This is a genomic window from Aeoliella sp. (assembly GCF_965227375.1).
In the GTDB taxonomy this organism is placed as follows: domain Bacteria; phylum Planctomycetota; class Planctomycetia; order Pirellulales; family Lacipirellulaceae; genus Aeoliella.
On record NZ_CBDDFX010000001.1, the window covers coordinates 1912858 to 1934161 of the forward strand.

The window sequence follows — 21304 nt, forward strand, 5'->3', positions numbered from 1 at the left end:
CACTTCGAACCAAACCCATTACTTGAGACCCCAACCAGGAGAACTAGCCCGCAGGCGGACTTCCCGGGCCGAGCGGACCAGGAGCAAGCCTCTAGACTACGCGGCGTGGACGCTGGAGGCAAGAAATCTGGCGTTTTTCATGGTTTTCACTGACGCTGGCGCCAGTAAAGTCCCACCAGGCTGAACATTGCCACCGCCAGCGAACTCGGTTCGGGAACCGAAGTGGTTACAGCCTCGGTGAGCGAAGTGGTTTGTCCGAAGTGCTCGCGCCACAGATCGTAGTCGCCGGCGTCGACGATTGCGCTGCCGTCTCCGTTGCCGTTCAGCGTGCTTGCCTCCGCCGCGCCGAGGTGATTGCGCCACACCGTGTAGTCGGCCAGGTTCACGGAGCCGTCGCCGTTGAAGTCGCCGGGCAGGGCGATGGCGTCGAGAATCGCCACGTGCATCATCGACGAGAGTAACTCTAGGTTGCGAAAATACGTGGTATCGGTAGCGAAGGTGAACACCAGGTTGTGTTCGATATCGATCCAGCTATGAAATCCTCGTGCACCGCCCGCCATGACCTCGACCGGCGGCCCGGCCTCCTCCAGTTGATCGAGCCACACGCCAATGCCGTACTTCGAGTCGTCGGTCGGCGAGTTGTGAATGGTCTCGACACCCGCGGTTTGCAGCGTGGTCATCTCGGCGACCGCCTCGGGCGACAGCACCTGGTGGCCAGCCGCGCGGTCGGTGCCCTGGTTGAGCAGCATGTCCATGAACCGTGAGTAGTCAGTGGCCGTCGACTGAACTCCACCGGCGATGCGCGGATTGAACTGGCTGGCGGCGAAGAACGACGTGTTGGTCATGCCCAGCGGCGTGGTGATGCGGTCGGCGAACAACTCGACGTAGCGAACGCCGGCAGCCACTTCGGCCGCCGCGCCGGCCGCCTGCATCGACAAACCCCCGTAGGCGAAGGTCGTCACCGGCTCATGGGCCAGCGGCAACTCGGCCACGCGTCGGGCGCTCTCGCGTAGGCCAATCAGAGGGTTGGACAGGATGGCGGCCGAGCTTTCGCTGCCTTCGATTCCCGAGGTGTGGCTGAACGCCTGGCGAATGGTGATGCTGGCCAGTTCGCCTTCGTCGAACTCGTCGAGGAAGGCACCCAAGTGGCTGTCGAGCGAAAACCCCAGCCCTGGCGTGTCGGCGAGCGACATCAGTAGCGCGCCACTCAGGGTCTTGGTGCTGCTGTCGATGGCTGCGATCTGGTCGACCTGCCAATCGCCGAACGCCTGGTGGTAGATCGGCTGACCGTGACGGAGCACGCGAATGTCGAAGCCCGGCACGGGCACCGTCACGTTCTCCCCCACCACCGCGCCCTCGGCCAGGCTGGTGAGTCCATCGAACTGCGCCACGGCCGCCCTGGAGTCGCCGGCCAATGTTGCGATGGCCATCACGGCCAACAACAGCTTCGGCGTCCGTCGATCACTCAGAGACATGGCGGCTATCGTGGCAGGGGGCTCAGATGTGCGTTCAGGAGGTTAACCCCGCACTGCTTGGCGAGTTCTGCCTGAAAGCCACCAGCCCATCCCCAGGCCCAGGCAGGCTAGCAAGGCCGCATGGGGTTCGGGCACCAGCGAGGGACTCGAGAAACTGCCCGCGGCTTGCAAGTTTCCAAAGTTGTCCTTCCAGATCGTGTAGTCGGCCGAAGTGATGCCGCCGCCGTTGCCATGAAAGTTGATAGCAGCTTCGTTGCCGGCGCCCAGGTTGTTGCGCCAGAGGACGTAGTCGGCCAGGTTGACGATCCCGTCGTCGTTAAAGTCGCCAGGGATGCCGAACTCCGGCGTGATCGTGCTGTAGCCCAGATCGCGGAGGAATGCCAGGTCGAGCGTGGTCAGGTACTTCCGCGTGCCGACATTCAAGGTAGGATCCATCACCGCTTCTTGCGTCGCGCCGGTATAGATGTTCTTACCCGTTTTGCCATGGGCAACATGCCCACCGGTGACCATGTTTGCGCCAGTTCCCGCCTCGGCGATCACTTCATCGCCGGTCCAACTGGTGCCGCTGCTAAGTTCGTTCCAGGTCTCCGATGCGCCGACACCGATCGCGTGCAGAATCTCGTGCAGCGCTACTGAGTAGAGATCGCGCTTGCCGGAAGCAACCGGCGTGGCGTGATCGATGTGCCAGTAGTTGCTGAACGTGCCTGTGTGGCTGGTGTCGAGCGCGAGCGTGCCGTAGGCGGGACCGTAGGTGAACTCGTAATCTTCCGAGGCGGTCAGGCCATTGCCAAAGTCAATGGAGGTAACGCCCTGAAGAGTGCCAATCACTGGTCCCGCGTTTCGAGTCAACTCACCTTCGAGCAGACCCGACATTTGGTCGGTCAGATAGCTGAACTGGCTTTGAAGCGCTGGTTGGCTGATCGAACCACTGTAGCTCAGGTTGTATCCGCGCGAGATGTTGTAACCGGTCGGTCCGCCTTGCCCCAAAGTCGATCCCGACAGAGCCTCGCCACGCACAAAGATCTTGATCGTGTGCGCTGCGAGCGTCTCGGCAGGAATCATCACGGTAGCGCCATCGGTGTACTGATAGTTCCATCCGTAAGTTGCGGTAAGCGTTTGGCTGCCGCTGGTCCTCGACCGTTCCCACTTGTATTGCGTGGTGCCAACGTCTGAGTTGTAGAACGTGCCCTGATTGATCGGCGAGAGTGCCGAGGTGATCGCGTCGCTAATGTCCTCGGCCGCCTGCTCGATCGTGTTGCGGGCGGTGGTGTTGGTGTAGAAGTTGCTGCTGTCGGTGAATTCTAGATCGATCGTCAGCGCACTGGCGGACGTCGCGGCGAGCCACGCTACGACGAGAGCCAGTGGATAGCGGCTGTGATCGATGAGTCGCATGCCGATGCGGTTTGGCCTTTCTCCCCCGCGCCCCTTGTTGGTTCATCCTAGCGGACCGTAGCGGTGCATCAACTGAATCGTACGGATCGCCGTGTGAAGAATCCGCGAAAACGGCCCGCGGTCGCCAATCCCAATAGCAGTACCAGCACGCTACTTGGCTCCGGCACGGCGGCTGCCGCGGACGAATGGGAAGCGCCGAGCGACATGCCGAAGTTGTCTTTCCACAGCGTGTAGTGGCTGGCGTTATACAGGCCACCCAGATTGTTGCGCCATTCGACGTAGTCGGCCAAGTTCACGGTGCCATCGCCGTTGAAGTCGCCCTGGAGGCCGGCGACTATCCGCAGGCTGTTCGCCAAGTACTGCACGTCGAAGTTGTATTCAGATGGAAAGACGATGGAATCGAACTGCCCCGCCATGCCTTCGGTGGAAGTGAGAAGTGTAAAGGTGTCACCAGCAGTCGGTGCAAATGTTCCGCCACCCAGATCGACAAGCGATAATTCCAGCGTGCCACCAAGCGAAACGGATCCTTCCACCACAATCTGGTCGTACTCGTCGCCTGCCGACAGGCCTCCGAGATCGAACTGCAGCGTGCTGCCGTCGGAGGTTGCAAAGCGACCGTCGATTTCCAGGGAACCGACCTCGCTGCCGGGCGAGTAGATTCCAGGCGACACGGTGCCGCGGACCACTTCGACCTGGCCGGGGATGGTGCCACTACCGGTGCGGATGGTTCCGCTTCCGGCCAGCAGTCCACCTTCCCGAATGTCGACGAACTGGGCGTCGACCGTGGCGTCGTCGAGTTGCAACGCACCATCGGTCTCCACGTTCACACCCGAAAAAGTAGTGAGGCTCACGCCATTGGCAATGCTGAGCTTCATCTGTTCGCCAGAACTTCCACCAGAGATGTTTACTTCGAATGCTTCCGCATCCACCTCTACGGTTGCCTGTTGGTCGCCACCGGTAACGTGACGCACATTGGCAATGGACAAGAGGTCAGGGACACTTGCGGTGCTCCAGGAACCGGCAGAAGCCCAAGAGTCGGTGGCAGCCGCGCTTGCCCAATTGAAGTCGGTGGTCACTGGATCGCTAATGTAGAGGCCCGGGCTTGGCCCGCCGCCACCCAGGGAGGGGTTGGGATCGATCACAAGATCGCGCCCCTGGAACACGTTCATGCCGATGATCCCGTCGACAATGTTGCCAGGGTTCGACACGTTGGTGACATCGAGCACGATCACGGGAACATTGGCGACGGTGAAACTGCCACCCAATGCCGGGACGGTGAGTTGATCGATGAAGAACCCTGGCACGTCTCCCAGTGTGCCACCCGATCCCACGATCGAGATGGTAAACTCCGGCTCGTCGAGCGTAACGTCAAACCCCATTTCCAGGGCCTTGAACTGCGACAACACGGTAACGCTGGCGCCGGTGTCCAAAAAGAACTGCGACGTCAGCGAAGCGCCATCATTGTTGAACGTCGCATCCAGAAAGTGGCCACCTTGTATGAAGGTTGGCTGGGAAGGATTCTCCGAGGGAAAATCGAGGTCGAAGTTTCCGAGGTTGGGGAACATCAGCGGCGTGGAGGGAGAGTCGCCCAGCAGGTGGAGTTGCGCCTTGCGGGTGATGCCCATCCCTTCGCTGCCCAAGGGTTGGAAGTCGACAGCAGGGGATCGTACGGTCTTGCCGTTGACTTCGAGGATCTGGGGCACGCTGTTGCGAATGCGCGTGGCGTACTGGCCGGCAAACGGCAGCCCTAGCACGTTTGGAAGATCGGACTCGGGTGGCACCGTGATGATCGACGTGTTGGTTTGCCCCAACAGGGCCGAGTTATTCATCTTTAGCGTCGCACCACTCGCGGTGCGATCCTGCAAGCCGCCTGCGTACAGACCAAGGGCGTCGCCAATGCTTGCATCGAGAAAGCCGGATGCACCGCCGATCGTGATCACTTCGGTCCCGCGAAACCCCTCACCTCTTCCGTCGCCCGAGTAAGGTCCATCGATATTGAACGCCGTGTCAGTCGCGGTGGTAATCAACGAGACAGCGGCCCCCGTGTCGAGTAGCGCCACGTCGTAGTAGCCCTGGCTGTCGCCTAGGAAGATGCCACCCGGTTGTGAACTGGGAAACGGCGAGAACTCGAGATCGTCGGAATGCTCGGTCGTGAGCGTGATGCCGATCTGGGGTAGAAACCCATCCAGCGGAATCCCGGTTGCGCTGGCGGTGGTGAGAGTGGCATCGGCTACCAGCGCCGCGCAGAACAGCAATGAGAGCTTCAGCAGCAAGCGCGCACCAAGGGTGTCATTGCCACAGGCGGTATTCGACTTCATGATGTTCCGTTCCGACGAGGAGTCGCGGCGCGAACCGTGCTGCCAACGATTTCCTCTAGAGGAGCGGTCGGCACCTTCACGACCACCGCTCTTCGATTAGGGCAAGCTTGCCGACGCCGCGCGGCCGGAAATGCTGCGCTTAGCGTCTATCTATCGAGTTTATTAGCCCCTTTCGGCACCGTCAAGCAAAGATCGTTCGGGTGACCGCAGGGGACCGGCGCCGGCGGCCTGTATTGCGTGAAGCCGCCTGGAGTCACTGAACCATCGGACGGCCGATGCTGTAGTACTTGTAACCCCGTCGCTTCATCCGAGCGGGCTCGTACAGGTTGCGGCCATCGAAGATCACCGGCGATTTCATCAGCTGGTACATCTCGGCGAAGTCCGGCGAGTGGTAGTCTTTCCACTCGGTCATGATCACCAGGGCGTCGACGCCTTCGACGGTTTCCATCCGGCGGTGGCAGTAGGTGACTTTGTCGCTCAGTTCGGCTTCGACGTTCTCCATCGCTTCGGGATCGTGCACGCGAACCGTCGCGCCCTTCTCGAGCAGCCAATCGATGAGCACCAGGGCGGGCGCTTCGCGGATGTCGTCGGTGCGGGGTTTGAACGCCAGGCCCCAGATGGCGATGGTCTTGCCCTTCAGGTCGCCGTCGAAGTGCTCGTTGAGCTTGTAGGTGAACACCGACTTCTGCCGCTCGTTCACTTCGTCCACGGCGCGGAGCATGGTGGGCTCGCACCCGTGATCGGTGCTCATGGCGGTGAGCGCCCGGACGTCTTTCGGGAAACAGCTACCGCCGTACCCGACGCCGGGGAACAGGAAGGCGAAGCCGATGCGGCTGTCGTGCCCGATGCCGCGGCGCACGTCGTTGATGTCGCCGCCCATCTTCTCGCACAAGTTGGCCATTTCGTTGATGAAGCTGATCTTCGTGGCCAACAGCGCGTTGGCCACGTACTTGGTCATCTCTGCGCTCTCAGGCGACATGCTGATGAACGGCTTCTCGGTTCGCAGGAATGGCTGGTAGAGCTGCTGCAGCACGTCGGCCACTTCGGGCCGGCGCACGCCGACCACCACGCGGTCGGGCTTCATGAAGTCCTCGATCGCTGCACCTTCCTTCAGGAACTCCGGGTTGCTGGCCACATCGCACTCGCGACCAGTCAGCTCCTTGAGCATGCCAAAGATCTTGGCGTTGGTGCCCACTGGCACGGTGCTCTTGGTCACCACCACGGCGTCTTCGCGTAGGTGCGGCGCGATGGCCTTCACCACGCTCCACATAGCCGACAGGTCGGCCGCGCCGTCGTCGCCCTGCGGAGTGCCGACGGCCAGGTAAACCACCTCGGCGTCCTTCACGCCTTCGGCGGTATTAGTGGTGAACACCAGCCGTCCCGCCTCGGAGTTGTGCTCCACCAGTTCGGCCAGCCCAGGTTCGTAGATGGGGATCTCGCCCCGCTTCAGCCCCTCGATTTTCTTCTCGTTGATGTCGATGCAAGTGACGTTGTTGCCACTGTCGGCGAAGCAGGTGCCTGTGACCAAACCGACGTATCCAGTTCCGATAACGGCGATTTTCATCGCGTGGGTACTCCGCAATTTGTCTTGTAGTGGCGTAGAGCTCGAATAGGAGCATTTTGGAAACCTAATATCATAGTCTGCTGAGACTGGGCGTCGAGCGACCCTAAATCCCGGAAATCGGGCGTTTTCTGAGGGTTTCCAAGCTCGGTCGAGTGGTTCTGGTCCGGACAATCGCTACAAGAATCGCGCCCGGCCCACGGGCCGAGCCATTTGTCGCCTTGTGGGTCGCCATGGCGGATATGTGGTTACCGCACCGAATTTGGTGTTAGTTCGTCCGCAAAACACCCGGACGCCCCGGTGAATAACGTAGGCTGCATGGGTAAGATGAATGATTCGGGTGAGATTTCGGGCTACTTGTTGTAGTAGGTTGCCCCAATCGCTTTGTAGCTCGGTTTTCAGGCAGCGACTCCCACCAGCGGCTTTCCTTCGATACAGCACCATGCCTTCGCCAGACCAACACGCCGACAACCAGCCGGCGGTCTCCCGGTTACCTTTCTCCGTGTTCGCCGAGGACGTCCTTGGCCACCTGTTCGCGCTGCATGAGGAGTTTGGTCCCGTAGCGGCGGTCGAGGACCAAGGACTGCGGCTCGTGCTGCTGTTCGATCCGGAGCTGAACTTCCAGGTGCTGCGCGACACCGAAACCTACCAGGGCCGCTTCTTTCCTATTCGTGGTCCCAAACGCTCCAGCCAGCGACGCCTTACTTGTGGGCTGCTGGGCATGAACGGCGAGCAGCACAGTCGCAACCGACGCATCCTGAAGGACGCGTTCAGCCTGCGGGCCATCGCCGGCTATCGTCCGGCGGTCGAGTCGATTACCGATCGCTGGATCGACTCGTGGCAGCCCGGCACCACGATCGACCTGAACGAAGAGATGACACGGTACATGCTGACCGTGACCAGCACGCTGTTGTTCGGCATGAACGATCAGCAGAAGGCGTGCGAGCTGGGCGAGCAGATTGCCGATTGGGCCGCGCGGATGCACGAAGTGGGCACCGGCGCGCTGGTGCCCGACGCGGCGTTCGACGCGGGGTACGAACCGCTATTGGCGCAAGCCGAAGAGCTCGAGAAGTCGGTCATCTCGATGATCGCCCACCGCCGCGAGACCATCGCCAGCCAGTCCGAGGCGTGCGACGTGCTGTCGCTGCTGATTCGTGGCCATGGCGAACTTGGCAAACTCAACGACGAGGAACTCGTCGGTCAGGCGTGCGTGCTGTTCGGCGCGGCGCACATGACCACGGCTCACTCGCTCACTTGGACACTGCTGTTGTTGTCGCTGCACCCACAAATCGCGGCCGACTTGCTGGCCGAGTCGCTCCTGCCCGAAGAGTCGCAGACCGGCCTGATCGAACGAGTTATCAAGGAGAGCATGCGGGTGTTGCCGGCCTCGGCCTACTCGCAGCGGGTAACCGGCAAACGCGTGACCGTCGGCCCGTACGACTGCCCGCCCGGTACGCCGGTGGTGTTCACGCCGCTGGTGACGCATCGCCTGCCGTCGCTCTATCCCGAGCCGCGGAAGTTCGACCCCGATCGCTGGCGCGAGCTCAAGCCGTCACCGTACGAGTACCTGCCATTTGGCGCCGGCGCGCGGATGTGCGTGGGCGGCCCGCTGGCGATGGACATCCTGCGCCACGCCATCCCACGGATGCTGCAGGGGTTCCGCTTCGACGTGCCTGAGGGCGCGGAGATTAGCGCGATGGTCCGCGGCACAATGCTCGCGCCGGTCGGCGATGTGCCGGTGCAGCTGAACGAAGCCGATGGCCAGTTCACCAGCCACCCCATTCGGGGCAATCTCACCACGTTACTCGACCTTCCCGGCGCAGCGCAAGCCAACACGCGCCCACGGCAACCGCGGTAGTCTTGGTTAGCTTCCGTCGCCAGACGGAGGAGACTTGCCCTGGGTCTTACGGCGCCAGTTTCTTGAGCTTTCGCTGCAAGGTGCGTCTCGGGATGCCCAACAGGTTGGCCGCCCGACTCAGGTTGCCGCTGCAATCGGCGAGCACCTGCTGAATGTGGTTCCACTCCACTTCGGCTAGCGATGGGGGCTGGAACTCCTCGGATGTAGTTTCGGCGTACAGCGCCGGTTGGGCGTCGAAGGCGGCCAGCACCTGATCGGCATCGGCCGGCTTGGCGATGTAGCCAACGGCCCCTTCGCGCATCGCATCCACCGCGTTGGCAATGCTGCCATAGCCGGTGAGCATCACCACCTCAGTGTCGGGCGACCGCTCGCGCAAGAGCTTCAACAGCGAGAGACCTGAACCACCTGGCATCTTCAAGTCGAGCACCGCTCGATCGGGGCGCAGCGTGCCGAGCGTCTCCACGGCTTCGTCGTAGGTGCCGGCTTCGACGACGTCGTAGTCGCGAGAGGTGAGCGCTCGCCCCATCCGTTCGCGGAGCAATTCGTCGTCGTCAACCAGGAAAAGCGTGGGCATGAGTTGTGGTCCTCTAAGTCCACTTTAGTCGGTCGAAGGCAGTTCGACCACCGCTATTGTGCCTTCGCCTGCGGTCGACTGAATCTCGAGCGTACCTCCCAGCCGCTCCACCACGCTCCGCGCCAGAAACAGCCCCAAGCCCATGCCTTGCCCAGGCTGCTTGGTTGTGAAGAACGGATCGCCCGCCCGGGCCAGCACTTCGGGCGGCATGCCGGCGCCCCGGTCGGCAATTTCCAGGCGCACTCCGCCGGGCTGCGATTTGAGCGCGATCGTCACCGCGCCGGTCGACGCGTCGAGGCCGTTCTGCACCAAGCCTCGCAGCGCCTGGGCCGTTGCCACTGGCGGCACCTGTAGCACTTGTTCGGTGGCGTCGCCTTGGGACTCGACCTCGATGCGGTTGGCCGCCGACAAGTCTTCGATTACCAACTCCACCAAGTCGCCCGCGGAGATTCGCTCCAGCGCTTCGGCAATCGACTGCCCGGCGTCGAGCGACATGCGGTCGAGAATCGTGCGGCACCGCGCCAGCTCGCGCCGCACCAGCGCCAGGTCGGCCGCGATGTGTTCAGGCAGTTCGTGCGCGGCCAATTCGCGCTCGACTTCCGTGGCCACGACCGCGATGGTGGACAGGGGAGTGGCCAGTTCGTGCGCGGCGCCGGCGGCCAGCGTTCCGAGGGCTTCGAGTTTCTCGCTCCGCGCCCGCTGGTCTTCGGCGCGTCGCTGGGCAAGTTGGCTGGCGCGGAGCTCGCTCGTCACGCGGGTGATGAATGCCACGATCACTCCAGCGCCTGTCACCAGGGCGACCAGTTCGCCCACGGCCGCCAGTGGCAGTCGTTCTTGCGAGGCCATGCTGGTGAGCCGCGCGGGGTCGTTCAGTACCTCCAGCGGCCACCGCTGCCAGAACAACAACCCCATGCCGGCGCTAGCCGCGACGACCAGCAGCCACGCCAAGGGGGGCTCCAACAGCACGCCCGCTAGCGCCAAGTTCACCACGTAAAACACCACGAAGGGGTTGGTCGGCCCGCCAGTGACGTAGAGCATCACGGTCAGCACCACCAAGTCGAGTAGCATCACCGTAGAGATGACGCCCAGCGCCTTGCGCGGCGTCACGACCTGCTGCCGCACCGCCCGGCGGACCCACCAGTCGAGCGCAAGGTTGGTCACTGCGGTGATCGCGAGCGCCGTGACAAGCGGCGCCAGCGGCAGCGGCACCTCCAGGCCGAACTGCACAAACAAAATGGTGGCCAACTGCCCCACCACCGCCACCCACCGCAGCTTCACCAGCCACGGCGCATTCACCGCCAGGCGCGTCGTCGGCAGGTCGGCAGTAGCGGCGGACATGGTCACTCGAGGGTCCCTTGGATACACAACTTCATTATCCTTGGTACAGGGCGAAGTTGCGAGCCATGCCAACCAGCAGCGAGTGATCTGCCACTCTCCGCATCGGCGATTGGCCAATATTTGCTTCCACCGCCCAAATACGGCACAATAGGAAGTCCTACCTTACCTCAACTTTCGGCGTTCCGCTTCCGAAGGTTCCCGCCATGCATACGTGTTTCGAACGTCTCACTTGGGCAGTCGCCGTATTTCTCTGCGTGGCCCATTCTCCGTGCCTGGCCAACGAGGCTGGCGAGGCGTTGTTCGCCGCGCAGTGTGCGCGTTGCCATGGCGACCAGGGCGAGGGCACCAAGGACTACCCCACGCCGCTCGCGGGCGAGTTATCGGTCGATCAACTTGCCGAGCAGGTTCGGCTCACCATGCCGGAGGACAACCCCGAGTCGCTTACCCGCGACGAGGCGCATGACGTGGCCGAGTTTGTGCACGCCGCGTTCTACTCAGCCATCGCCCGGGCGCGGAACGAACCACCGGCGATTGAACTGGCGCGGCTCACGGTGAACCAGTACCGCCAGGTGACCGCCGATCTGGTGGGCAGTTTTCAATGGCAAGCGAAGCTCACCGACGAGCGCGGGCTATCGGCCGAATACTACCAGGATCGACGGCCGAAGGGACGCAAGCAGGCCGCGCTCACACGCACCGATGCGACCGTCGATTTCGACTTTGGCACCGAAGTTCCCATCGCGGAGATCGAAGATGCGTTTCGCTACTCGATGCGTTGGAAGGGAGTCGTGCTGCCCACCGAAACCGGCTGGCACGAGTTTGTCGTCCGCACCGAGCACGCTTGCCGGTTGTGGGTGAACGACAACGATACGGCCGTCATCGACGCTTGGGTCAAAAGCGGCGACGACACCGAGTACCGCGCGAAGGTCTACTTACTGGGCGGGCGGGCGTATCCGCTGAAGCTCGAATTCTCGCGTGGCAACCAAGGCGTGAGCGATGAGAAGATACACGAGAAGAACAACAAAGCCACGCCGGCGTCGATCCAGTTGTTATGGACTCCGCCGATGGGCGCCGAGCAGGTGATCCCCGCGCGGTGCCTGGCGCCGGTCGAGTTGCCGCCGGCCTACGTCTGCACCACGCACTTCCCGCCCGACGATCGCAGCTACGGCTGGGAACGCGGCACGGCCGTGTCGCAAGCGTGGTTCGACGCCACCACGGCGGCAGCCATCGAAACCACCAGCTACGTCTGCGACCACTTGAACCGTCTGGCCAAGACCAAGGACGGCGACGAACAGCGAGCGGAGAAGCTGAAGCAGTTTTGCCAACAGTTCACCGAGCGCGCATTCCGCCAGCCGCTCGACGACGAGCTGCGTGCGCGATACGTCGATCAGCACTTCGACGACTTGGACGACGAGCAGATGGCCGCACGGCGGGCGCTGTTGATGACGCTCACTTCACCGCGATTTTTGTTCCGCGAAGTCTCCGGTGCCAGCGAGCCCCACGAAACGGCCGCCCGCCTGGCCCTCGCACTGTGGGACTCGCTGCCCGACGAAGAACTGCGTTCCGCGGCCGCCGAGGACCGTCTATCCAGCGACGACGCCATCCGCGATCAGGCGAAGCGAATGCTGGCCGACCCACGGGCGAAGCGGAAGTTGCGGCAGTACATGTTCACCTGGCTGCAAGTCGATACGGTGGTCGACCTGCACAAGGATTCGAAACGGTATCCGCAGTTCGACGCCCACACGGTAGCCGACCTGCGAACCTCGCTCGACTTGCTGCTGGACGAAGTGGTGTGGTCCGAGGGCTCCGACTACCGCCTGCTGTTCCTTACTGACGAGGTGTTCCTGAACCAGCGGCTCGCGCAGTTCTACGGCCTTGGCGGCGAGCCGTCCGACGACTTCGCCAAGGCCCGGCTCGACGATGGCCAACGGGCCGGCGTGATCACGCATCCCTACGTGATGAGCAAGTTCGCCCATGCCGACGTCACTTCGCCCATCCATCGCGGCGTGTTCCTGGTGCGCGGCGTGCTGGGGCACGCGCTGAAGCCGCCGCCCGAGGCCGTGGCCCCGCTGTCGCCCGACCTGCACCCGGACCTCACGACTCGCGAGCGCGTCACGCTACAAACCCAGCCGCCGGCGTGCATGACGTGCCACCATTTGATCAACCCGCTGGGCTTCACGCTCGAACGGTTCGACGCGGTGGGCCGGTTCCGCGACACCGAGCAGGACAAACCGATCGACGACGAAGGGGAGTACCAGCCGGAAGAAGGCCCGTCGGTAAAACTGAGCGGCGCGCGGCAGCTCGCGCAGTTCCTGGCCGATAGCGACGAAGTGAGCCGCGCGTTTACCGAGCAGATGTTCCGCTACCTGGTTCAACAGTCGCTTCAAGCGTATGGCCCCGACGTGGCCGACCAGCTGCATCATTCGTTCGTTCAGAGCAACTACTCCATCCAAGAACTGGCCATCGAGGTGGCCGTTGCCGCGAGCCGCGTGGGCCGCGACAACGACCTGGCGTCGCAAGCCAGCAAGTAAGTACACAACATTCCCAAGGACGTGATCATGGGTCGATACAACACGCGTCGCGATTTCCTTCGTGCCATGGGGCTCAGCGCCGCAGTGGCGCCGTTTGTGATGAACCGGCCCAGCCTGGCGTTTGCGAACGCCGCCGGGCGCAAACAGCGGCTGGTGATCGTCTTCACGCCCAACGGCGTGGTGCCGCCCACGTTCTGGCCCGACGAGGAAGGTAGCGAGTTTACCTTGAAGGAGAGCCTCGCGCCGCTCGAGCCCTTCAAGGATCGCACACTCATCCTGCACGGCGTGCGGAACGGCGTGGCCGGCGATGGCGACCTGCACATGCGCGGCATGGGCTGCCTGCTGACCGGCATCGAGCTGTTCCCCGGCAACATCCAAGGCGGCGGCGACACGCCGGCCGGTTGGGCGAGCGGTTTGTCGATCGATCAGGAGATCAAAAACTACTTGCAATCGCAGGATGCCACCCGCACCCGGTTTGGCTCGCTGGAGTTCGGCGTGATGGTGCCCGATCGGGCCGACACGTGGACTCGCATGGTTTACGGTGGGCCCAACAAGCCGATCGCCCCGATCGACGATCCGTACCAGATGTTCGCCAAGCTGTACGGCGAGATGAAGGACCGCGAAAACATGGCCAGCATCCTCGACGACCTGGAGGAAGACCTGGCCAAGGTCCGCAACCTGGTGAGCGCCGAAGATCGCGGGCTGCTGGAGCAGCAGGAGACGTTCGTGCGCGAGTTTGAACGCTCGCTGCAAGCCGAAGACCAGCGCGCGCCGGACCACGCCGAACCAGAGCTGACGCCCGACGTGGAGCGGAAGAACGAGAACATGCCCGAGCTCACCCGGATGCAGATCGAGCTGATGGTGCACAGCTTCCTGAACGACTTCTCGAGGATTGCCACCTTCCAGATCACCAACTCAGTGGGCCAAGCGCGGATGAACTGGATTGGCATCGAGGAAGGCCACCACAGTCTATCGCACGAGCCCGACAGCAATACCGAGGCGATGGAGAAGCTCACCAAGATCAATCGTTGGTACTGCGAGCAACTGGCCCATTTGGCCAAGCGACTCGACGAGACCCCCGAGCCCGGCGGCGAGGGGACGATGCTCGACAACACCACGATCGTGTGGACCAACGAGCTGGGCAAAGGCAGCAGCCACACGCACGAGAACACGCCATTCGTGATGGTTGGCGGCGGGTTGGGCCTCCAGATGGGCCAATCGCTGAAGCTCGGCGGCGTGTCTCACAACCGGCTGTTGATGTCGCTGGCCGGCGGCTTCGGGCACGAACTAAAAACGTTCGGCAATCCCGACTACTGCGGCAAAGGCCCGCTGGCGCTGGGCTGATCGCAAGCCTCGCGGTAAACGCCGGCGACAAGCTCAGCTGCCGTGGCCGGTGAGTAATGCTCTTCGAACCGCCGCCGACCTGCATCGCCGATGGTCTTGCGCAACTCTCGATCGACCAACAGCTGATCCGTGATGCGCGTGCGATCGGATCGGGCGTCGAAGCCAACGAGATAACCGGTCTCGCCGTCTGTGATCCAATCGCGATGCTGCGCGGTGTCGCTCGCTACGACCGGCACGCCGGCCGACATGGCGGTGAGCAGCGCAGTGGGCGAAGCGGCCGCTGCTTCGGTGCCCTGCCAGTACACGTCGAGGTGCGGCACGATGTCGTTCCACCGGTTGGTGTCGCCCAGGAAGCAAACGTTCTCCGGCACCGCCGCGGTGCAGGCGAAGTGTTCCAGGTGATCGCGTTGAGGACCGTCGCCGGCAATGAGCAGCCGGATGTTGGGGTGCAACACACGCACCATGTCGACTGCCCAGATGAGTTCCTTCACGCCCATCGAAGCGGTGAGCTGAGCGGCCGTGCCAACTAGCAGAGCATCGGCCGGCAGGCCAAACTCCACCATGAGTTCCGCGCGCTGCAGCGTCGATGTGGCCGGCGTGGCCGTGGGCGGCACCACGGCGATCACGCCTTCGGCAATTTGCTGCGCGAGTGAGTCGCGCGCCCACTTGCCCTCCACCAGCCAGCGGTCGGGGCTTCGCGGAAAGAACATCGGCAGGTCGACTCGCAGCCGCGCCCGCTCCACGGTGTTCCAACTGGCCACCAGCCCACAGCCTCGCAAACCGGCGGTGGCCAACGATACGTATCGACGCGACGGCTGGTCCCAGGCGTGCACGACGTTTGGGTTCGCTTTGCGCACGTGCATTGTCAGTTGGGCCGCGGCGCCGGGATCGAGCGTCCACCGTTGCCCCAGACAAGTCGGCTCGATACCCATCTCGGCCAGCCCGCCGGCCAACTCACCACGGTGCCCGAGCACGAGAACCGACTGCTCGAATTGCTGCGCCGCCAACACCGGCGCCAGGGCGAGCAGTTGGTCCGCTGGCGTATAGCGGTCTAGCGATTGGATTACGTGCAGAATACGCTGAGACATTGCAAGTCGCGGTCGGAGGGTCCAATGGGAGATACGCATGGTACAAAATAGTTCCCCCTCTGGCGCGTGGTCGTCGGTCGAAATCGCAGGGCATCGCGCTAGCGTTTTGGAGCCCACCGAGCCGCATCCGCACAATTTGGCCGTCATCTACCTGCATGCGGTGGGCTGCGAGGATCTGGCCGAAGACCCGGTGTTCACCGCCGAGTTGGCCCAGCGCGGATTGCGGGTGATCGCTCCCCATTCGGGCGAGAGTTGGTGGAGCGATCGGCCGCTTGGAGATTTCGACGATAGCAGAACCGCCGAGCACTACGTAGTGCACGACGTGGTGCAGGCCATCCAGGAGCGGTGGGCGATCGAGCCCCCTCGAATCGGCCTGGTGGGCGTGAGCATGGGCGGCCAGGCGGCCCTGCGCATGGCCTACAGATTCCCCGGCAAATTCCCGGTGGCGGCTGCCATTTCGCCCGCCATCGACTTTCACCAGTGGCTCGAGCGGCCAACGGCCCAGACGGATATCGTGCCCGGCTTGCGCAAGCTGTACCGCGACCCCGAGCACGCCCGACAGGACACCGCCACGCTGCACGTGCATCCCTTGAACTGGCCGCGACACCAGTTTTTCTGCTCCGACCCGCTCGACCACTGGCACGAGGGGGCCGATCGGCTGCAGATGAAGCTCTCGTCGCTGGGCATTCCCCACCAGTGCGATCTCGTAACTTCAGCCGGGGGCCACAGTTGGGACTATTTTCACGCCATGGCCCCCCGAGTGGTGGAGTTCGTCGCTCAAAGTCTTGAGCAAGAACATTTGCGACTACCGGTCTGATTGCCCGGGCGCGGGGTTGAGTGGGCGGGGGAAAATAGTCGCGTCCGGGGTCTCGATTCGTTATTATACGAAGTCCCACCCCGCGGCCGCAGGCGATCCAGGCGTCATTCTCCGGCCGCCCGCCGTCGCGAAGTTGCGCGATTCGACGAACCTACCTGCCTTGCACCCTTTTGACGAAGAATCTCTGCACCATGAATCGATTTGTCTGTTGGACGTTTGGAATTGTGTTTCTGTTTACCGCCGCGATGGAAGTGCGGGGGGATATTTTGGTCAGTTCGGTCGACCCGGTCACTTTCCAACCCAGCGGAGTCAAACGGTACGACGAATGGACTGGTACTCCGCTTCCGGTGGGAGACATTCCAGCCGTGTCGATCCCCCTTGGAGAATCCGCGGTTCCTTTGTTTCCTTCGAGCATGGCCACGACTTCAGATGGCCGGCTGTTTGTCGCCGACAGTGCAGGACTGGTACTGCAATTCGACGCGGCCACTAGCACACCGCTGCCACACCCCTCGGCTCCTCTGCCACCTGGAGTGTTCGCAACTACCCAGACCGATCCACCAACGTTTGGATTTCCGGCACTCACTATCGGCCCCGACTCCATGCTGTACGTCATAGATGGAGATGATGTATCTGGCTCTGGCGGCAAGCCGGGCATACGCATCTTCAATCCCGATACCGGGGCTCCGGTTGATACCCTGTTGGAGTCCACCACGGTCGAATTTGGACGCCTTACCGGTTTGGCGTTCGACCCGGCCGGCGATTTGCTTCTTGCCGATTACGACCTGGGCACCATCTTCAAGGTCGATGTCGAGAACGACACGATTGAGTCCTTCATTACCCAAGCGCCAGGCGAAGCACTTGCACCGACGGGAATGTACGTCGATGGTTCAGGCAACATTTTTGTCTCTCATGCTCCTTCGTTGAATCCTTCGGGACATTCGGTCCTGCAGTACGACCCAGACGGCACCAATCCCAGCACGTTGGCGACACTGCCCCCCGTGAGCGGAGCTTTCGTCAGTTCCCCGACCAACATGTGGCCCAACCGCGCGGGCGATGGACTGCTGGTTGCCGCCCTTGGTATGGGCAGCGCCGGAACCGGGCAAGTGTTCGAGGTCGACTTCGCGGGAAATCCAGCAGTCCCGTTTCTGTCGGAGATCGAGCCAGCCAGTGCTGTGATCGTGGTGCCCGACCTGCTTCCGGGCGACTTCAACGGAGACGGCAACGTCGATAACGCCGACTACGTGAAGTGGAAGGACGATTTTGGCAGCCAGGTGATTCCAACCAGCGGCGCCGATGGCAACGGCGATGGCCTGGTCGACATCGCTGACTACACTATCTGGCGCAATACCCTGGGAGCGACTGGCTTGGTGCCGGGCGCTGCTGTAGTAGCCAACGTGCCAGAGCCCGCCACTGTTTGGGTGGCCGGAATGGCACTGTTGGGAACCGTCTGCTGGTATCGCAAACAGGGACGTTGCTAAACACCTCCGCAAGGGAAGGAACTGCATGAAGGATGCTCGCGCCAATCGTGGGGTCGGTGCAACTGGCTTTACGCTGGTCGAGTTGCTGGTGGTGATTGCCATCATCGGCATCCTGGTAGGGCTGTTGCTGCCAGCCATTCAGGCCGCGCGGGGGTCGGCAAGAAATACGCAGTGCAAAAACAACCTGCGACAATTGGGAATCGCCACGCAGAACCACGTAAGCGCCCGAGGTTACTTCCCACCCGGCACAACGGCCCAGGAGTACCCTGCATCGCCAGCCGCTCCGTGGACGTTCTACCGATGGAGCGGTCTCGCTCACCTCTCTCCCTACATGGAGAACACGGCGGCTTACAACGCGATCGATCTGACGGTTCCGCTCTACACACCTCAGCTGGTGGTGAGTGAAGAGAACGTGGATGCGGTTCGCATTCGGGTGCCGGAATTCCTTTGCGCCAGCGACATTGGCCAAACGGAGAACACCGATTTCGCGCCAACCAACTATGCACTTTCCACCGGATCGGGAATCGATGGCGGGGCTCCTCACGATACCGACGGAGTAGCGTTCGAGAATTCGCGCGTCCGTCCAGCTCGCATCCAGGATGGACTGTCGAACACCGCTCTGGCGTCGGAGAGCACGCTTGGTCAACCCGCTGGAAGGGGCGACGCGGAACACAACGTCCAGCTAGAGTACAAGTTCATTACTCGAAAAGATCTCTCCGAGTCGCGCTGTGGTTCGACCCAGCAGTGGAACGTCACCGACCCCCGTGGATTCGGTTGGGTGAACGGCGAGTACCGCTGCGCGATGTACAATCACTACTTGCTACCCAACTCGGCCGTGCCCGACTGCATGGGAGTCGAGGCCGGTTTCAGCAGCACTCCCCAAACTCGCTTCCGCCCCTACGGCTGGCGCGCCGCGCGCAGCAATCATCCCGGTGGGGTCAATGTGCTGATGGCCGACGGGGCGGTGATGTTTGTCAGCGACGAAGTCGACGCGAGCGTCTGGCAGGCGATGGCCACTCGTGCCGGGGGCGAAGTGCCGCAGTAACGCCGCAAGGCGAACTGTGTGCCGCTCCAAGTTCCCCAGTAGCTGGAACGCCCTTAGCGCTTCATGACCCGCGAGCGGTTATTGGTCCGCTGCTGTTGCTGCTGTTGAGGCGAAGTGGAGTTGCGGCGCGACGCGGTCGCCGAACTGCGCTGCCGGCTCCTGTTCTGCGCGACGCCGGGCGACTTCGTCTTGGTTGGCGGCTTGGCTTCGGCGCTGGTGGCGGCCTTCACCGAATCGACTAGCTTGGCGTACCGTTGGGCCTCGGCGGTGTTGCCCAATTGCTTGTGCATCGCTGCCAGGTTGCCGTACGGCACGGCCAGGTTCTCCTTGGTGATCACGCCGCCGGTCACCGCCTGCTCGATCAAATCGGCGCCCATCTCGGTGAGCTTGATCGCGCGGTCCTGGTCGTCCTGATCCCAGTAGGAGACGGCCATGCTCACCAGGGCTTCGCCCTCGTGGCGGGGCACCAGCAACTCCGACTTTGGCTTGTCATTGACCATCAGCGGGAATGCACGATCGTACCACTCCACGGCCTCGCCGTGCTCCGACTCGTGCACGGCGTGAACCGCACCGATGTGGAAGTACAGCTTGCCGATGACTTGCTCGGTGGAGGCCAACTCACGACGCGCTTCCGCCTTATCGGCCATCAGTTCGATTGCCTTCTCGGAGTACTCGAGCGCCTGCTTTGGATGACGACGGTGATGCTCAATTTCCAGTGCGTGCTGATACGCGACGCCGATGGTCCACTCCAGCTGATCCATCCACAGAGGATCGTCCGTCTGCGATTTGATCTCTTTGAGCGTCTCCTCGATCTCATGAATCAGCGGCTCGGGATTGTTCGACGGCTTGAAGCTGGCCAGGGCCGCAAGCGAACGTTCGGCCACCGTGATCCGCAGACCCAGGTCGCCTCCGTCGTTCTCGATCAGTTCTTCGGCCAGTGCCGACGCCCGGGTGACCCACTGGGCGACGTTGTCCATGTTGTCTTCGTAATCGCGATGCGAAATCTCGATGGCGATGGCCAGGTGGGCGCCCACCAACAGCCGCTTCGCTTCGCGACGTTCGCCCGCGTTATCGCTGGTGGCCAGCTTGTCCGCTTCGGCGATTGCCATGTTGTGGAATCCGACGGCCTTACCCGCGATGCTGGCATCGCCCAACGACGCCAACAGGCCCATCTCGTGCAGAGCGGCAGCGCGGGTCAGCGTGGCGACGTTTTCGGCGTCGAGCACCTCGCGGGTGATGATCACCGCGTTGTCGTATTTGCCCACCGCGGCGAGGGTCTTGCCCCACTGCTGACGGTAAGCCATGTTGTCGGATTCGAGGTCCACCGCCCGCTTGGCTTCGGCCTCGGCTTCTTCCGCCAAGCCAGCGTCGGTCAACGCCCGCGAAAGCATCCAGTGCGCGTGAGCCTCACGCGGCGCCAAGGTCACCGCCTGCTTGAGGTCGGCGATGCGGAGCGTCAGGTTGCCCAGGGTCCGCTGCTCGGCACGCAGGCAGAAGGTCTCGGCGTCGAGCGGTTGAAGCAGCATCTCGGAGACCTGTTCGGTCTCCTGCGGCGTGATGTCGTCGGACGTGTCGATGACCATCACGATGCCGCGCTCGGGATAAGCGTAAGCGGCCACGTGCCCGGTTTCGTCGTTGATCACCTTGACGGCTTCTTGGGGATCGGCGGCCACCTTCTGGGCCAATTCATCCGGCGAGGATGCCGCGTGTAGGCTGATTTTCATCAGCGTCACCAGACCATCCTCCACCAGGACTTCGACGCCCCGGAAGCTGTCCATGTGGAACTTCATCAGTTGGCCGGTCTCGGTGGGACCCACTTCGTCGGGCGTGCCCCACAGGTCGATCAGTTGCTTCTTGGTCGACACACCCGGCTGAATGCCATGGAACACGGCCGGCTGCGGAGGCTGAGGCGCCATCTCCGCCGGCGCGGTTTCGACCTCGGTGGTGTTCGAGGCGACCTTGATGGGCGCCTTCTGGGCAGCGCTGGCGGATACCTCCGAGGTGGGAGGTTCGAGCTGCTGCTCGGGGTCGGCAAGCTGCGGTTCCTTTTCCGCCACGGTGGAAATGGGCTGAAGGCCTTCGCCTTGCTCATCCACCATCTCGGCTGGATCTAGTTTGCTCTTGGCGACCACTACCGAGTTATCGAGCGAGTCGTCGACCACCGATGTGGCGATGTCGTCCGCGGCATGCACGAAGGTCGTCGGTACCAGGCAAAAAGCGCCGCCCACCAGGACGATGCGACAACCGCGAGCAATCCGCGCGATGCGAGAGAAGTGGCCGAAATGACGCATGGGTGTTCCTCCTGAACCCGTGTCGCGCCGCCCAAATAGCACCCTTCCAGGGGCCGACGTCGACAATGTTTGGCTATATGGCGCGGCGTGAGCTACTGTTGCACCTTTCCGCGCTTGTGCGCCTTATCGACAACCGCTCAGATCGTGCAACAGGAATACCAAGAGAAATCGCCATAATCGTCACAAACAGCGCCTTG

Annotated in this window: 14 protein-coding genes; 6 read left to right on the forward strand and 8 right to left on the reverse strand. The window is 62.6% G+C overall.

What is annotated here, in order from left to right:
* Positions 1-146 precede the first annotated feature (146 nt).
* The 4 genes from ACQK2L_RS07840 to ACQK2L_RS07855 all read right to left on the reverse strand — a co-directional run bounded on the left by ACQK2L_RS07840 (position 147) and on the right by ACQK2L_RS07855 (position 6749).
* Positions 147-1475: a serine hydrolase gene (locus ACQK2L_RS07840; protein ID WP_425396385.1), complete on the reverse strand. Its 1329-nt coding sequence runs from the start codon at positions 1473-1475 to the stop codon at positions 147-149.
* Positions 1476-1517: 42 nt separating this feature from the next.
* Positions 1518-2867 carry a hypothetical protein gene (locus ACQK2L_RS07845; protein ID WP_425396386.1) on the reverse strand — a complete coding sequence of 450 codons (1350 nt, stop codon included), beginning with the start codon at positions 2865-2867 and terminating at the stop codon, positions 1518-1520.
* A 68-nt stretch (positions 2868-2935) separates the two neighbouring features.
* Complete coding sequence (locus ACQK2L_RS07850; RefSeq protein ID WP_425396387.1) at positions 2936-5185, reverse strand: aspartyl protease family protein; 2250 nt, start codon at positions 5183-5185, stop codon at positions 2936-2938.
* A gap of 253 nt (positions 5186-5438) precedes the next feature.
* Entirely contained in the window at positions 5439-6749 is a 1311-nt protein-coding gene (locus tag ACQK2L_RS07855) for a UDP-glucose dehydrogenase family protein (RefSeq protein WP_425396388.1), read from the reverse strand.
* Positions 6750-7188: 439 nt separating this feature from the next.
* Here ACQK2L_RS07855 and ACQK2L_RS07860 point away from each other — a divergent pair, with 439 nt between their 5' ends.
* Positions 7189-8604, forward strand: coding sequence for a cytochrome P450 (locus ACQK2L_RS07860; protein WP_425396389.1), 1416 nt, complete (start codon positions 7189-7191; stop codon positions 8602-8604).
* Positions 8605-8650: 46 nt separating this feature from the next.
* Here the strand turns inward: ACQK2L_RS07860 and ACQK2L_RS07865 are convergent, their stop codons facing one another.
* Together ACQK2L_RS07865 and ACQK2L_RS07870 are read right to left on the reverse strand one after the other, a co-directional pair.
* Positions 8651-9178, reverse strand: a complete 528-nt coding sequence (locus ACQK2L_RS07865) for a response regulator transcription factor (RefSeq protein WP_425396390.1) — start codon at positions 9176-9178, stop codon at positions 8651-8653.
* 24 nt (positions 9179-9202) lie between these two features.
* The gene (locus ACQK2L_RS07870) at positions 9203-10516 is read right to left on the reverse strand and encodes an ATP-binding protein (RefSeq protein ID WP_425396391.1); all 1314 of its coding nucleotides are present in this window, start codon (positions 10514-10516) and stop codon (positions 9203-9205) included.
* 203 nt (positions 10517-10719) lie between these two features.
* On the opposite strand from ACQK2L_RS07870, the gene ACQK2L_RS07875 reads away from it, so the two are divergent.
* Both ACQK2L_RS07875 and ACQK2L_RS07880 read left to right on the forward strand, forming a co-directional pair.
* On the forward strand, positions 10720-13044 hold the full coding sequence (locus tag ACQK2L_RS07875) for a DUF1592 domain-containing protein (protein WP_425396392.1): 2325 nt from the start codon (positions 10720-10722) through the stop codon (positions 13042-13044).
* A 27-nt stretch (positions 13045-13071) separates the two neighbouring features.
* Positions 13072-14388: a DUF1552 domain-containing protein gene (locus ACQK2L_RS07880; RefSeq protein ID WP_425396393.1), complete on the forward strand. Its 1317-nt coding sequence runs from the start codon at positions 13072-13074 to the stop codon at positions 14386-14388.
* Here ACQK2L_RS07880 and ACQK2L_RS07885 read toward each other — a convergent pair.
* The gene (locus tag ACQK2L_RS07885; RefSeq protein WP_425396394.1) at positions 14355-15476 is read right to left on the reverse strand and encodes a glycosyltransferase family 4 protein; all 1122 of its coding nucleotides are present in this window, start codon (positions 15474-15476) and stop codon (positions 14355-14357) included. The two genes, ACQK2L_RS07880 and ACQK2L_RS07885, sit on opposite strands and share 34 nt — an antisense overlap.
* 37 nt (positions 15477-15513) lie before the next feature.
* Between ACQK2L_RS07885 and ACQK2L_RS07890 the strand changes: the two genes are divergently transcribed.
* From ACQK2L_RS07890 to ACQK2L_RS07900, 3 genes are all read left to right on the forward strand, one after another.
* A complete protein-coding gene (locus ACQK2L_RS07890) occupies positions 15514-16293 on the forward strand; it encodes an alpha/beta fold hydrolase (protein WP_425396395.1) in 780 nt (259 codons plus the stop codon).
* Positions 16294-16484: 191 nt separating this feature from the next.
* Complete coding sequence (locus ACQK2L_RS07895) at positions 16485-17771, forward strand: PEP-CTERM sorting domain-containing protein (RefSeq protein ID WP_425396396.1); 1287 nt, start codon at positions 16485-16487, stop codon at positions 17769-17771.
* Between the two features lie 25 nt (positions 17772-17796).
* Entirely contained in the window at positions 17797-18816 is a 1020-nt protein-coding gene (locus ACQK2L_RS07900; RefSeq protein ID WP_425396397.1) for a DUF1559 domain-containing protein, read from the forward strand.
* 53 nt (positions 18817-18869) lie between these two features.
* On the opposite strand, the gene ACQK2L_RS07905 is transcribed toward ACQK2L_RS07900, so the two are convergent.
* A complete protein-coding gene (locus tag ACQK2L_RS07905; protein WP_425396398.1) occupies positions 18870-21107 on the reverse strand; it encodes a hypothetical protein in 2238 nt (745 codons plus the stop codon).
* Positions 21108-21304 lie beyond the last annotated feature (197 nt).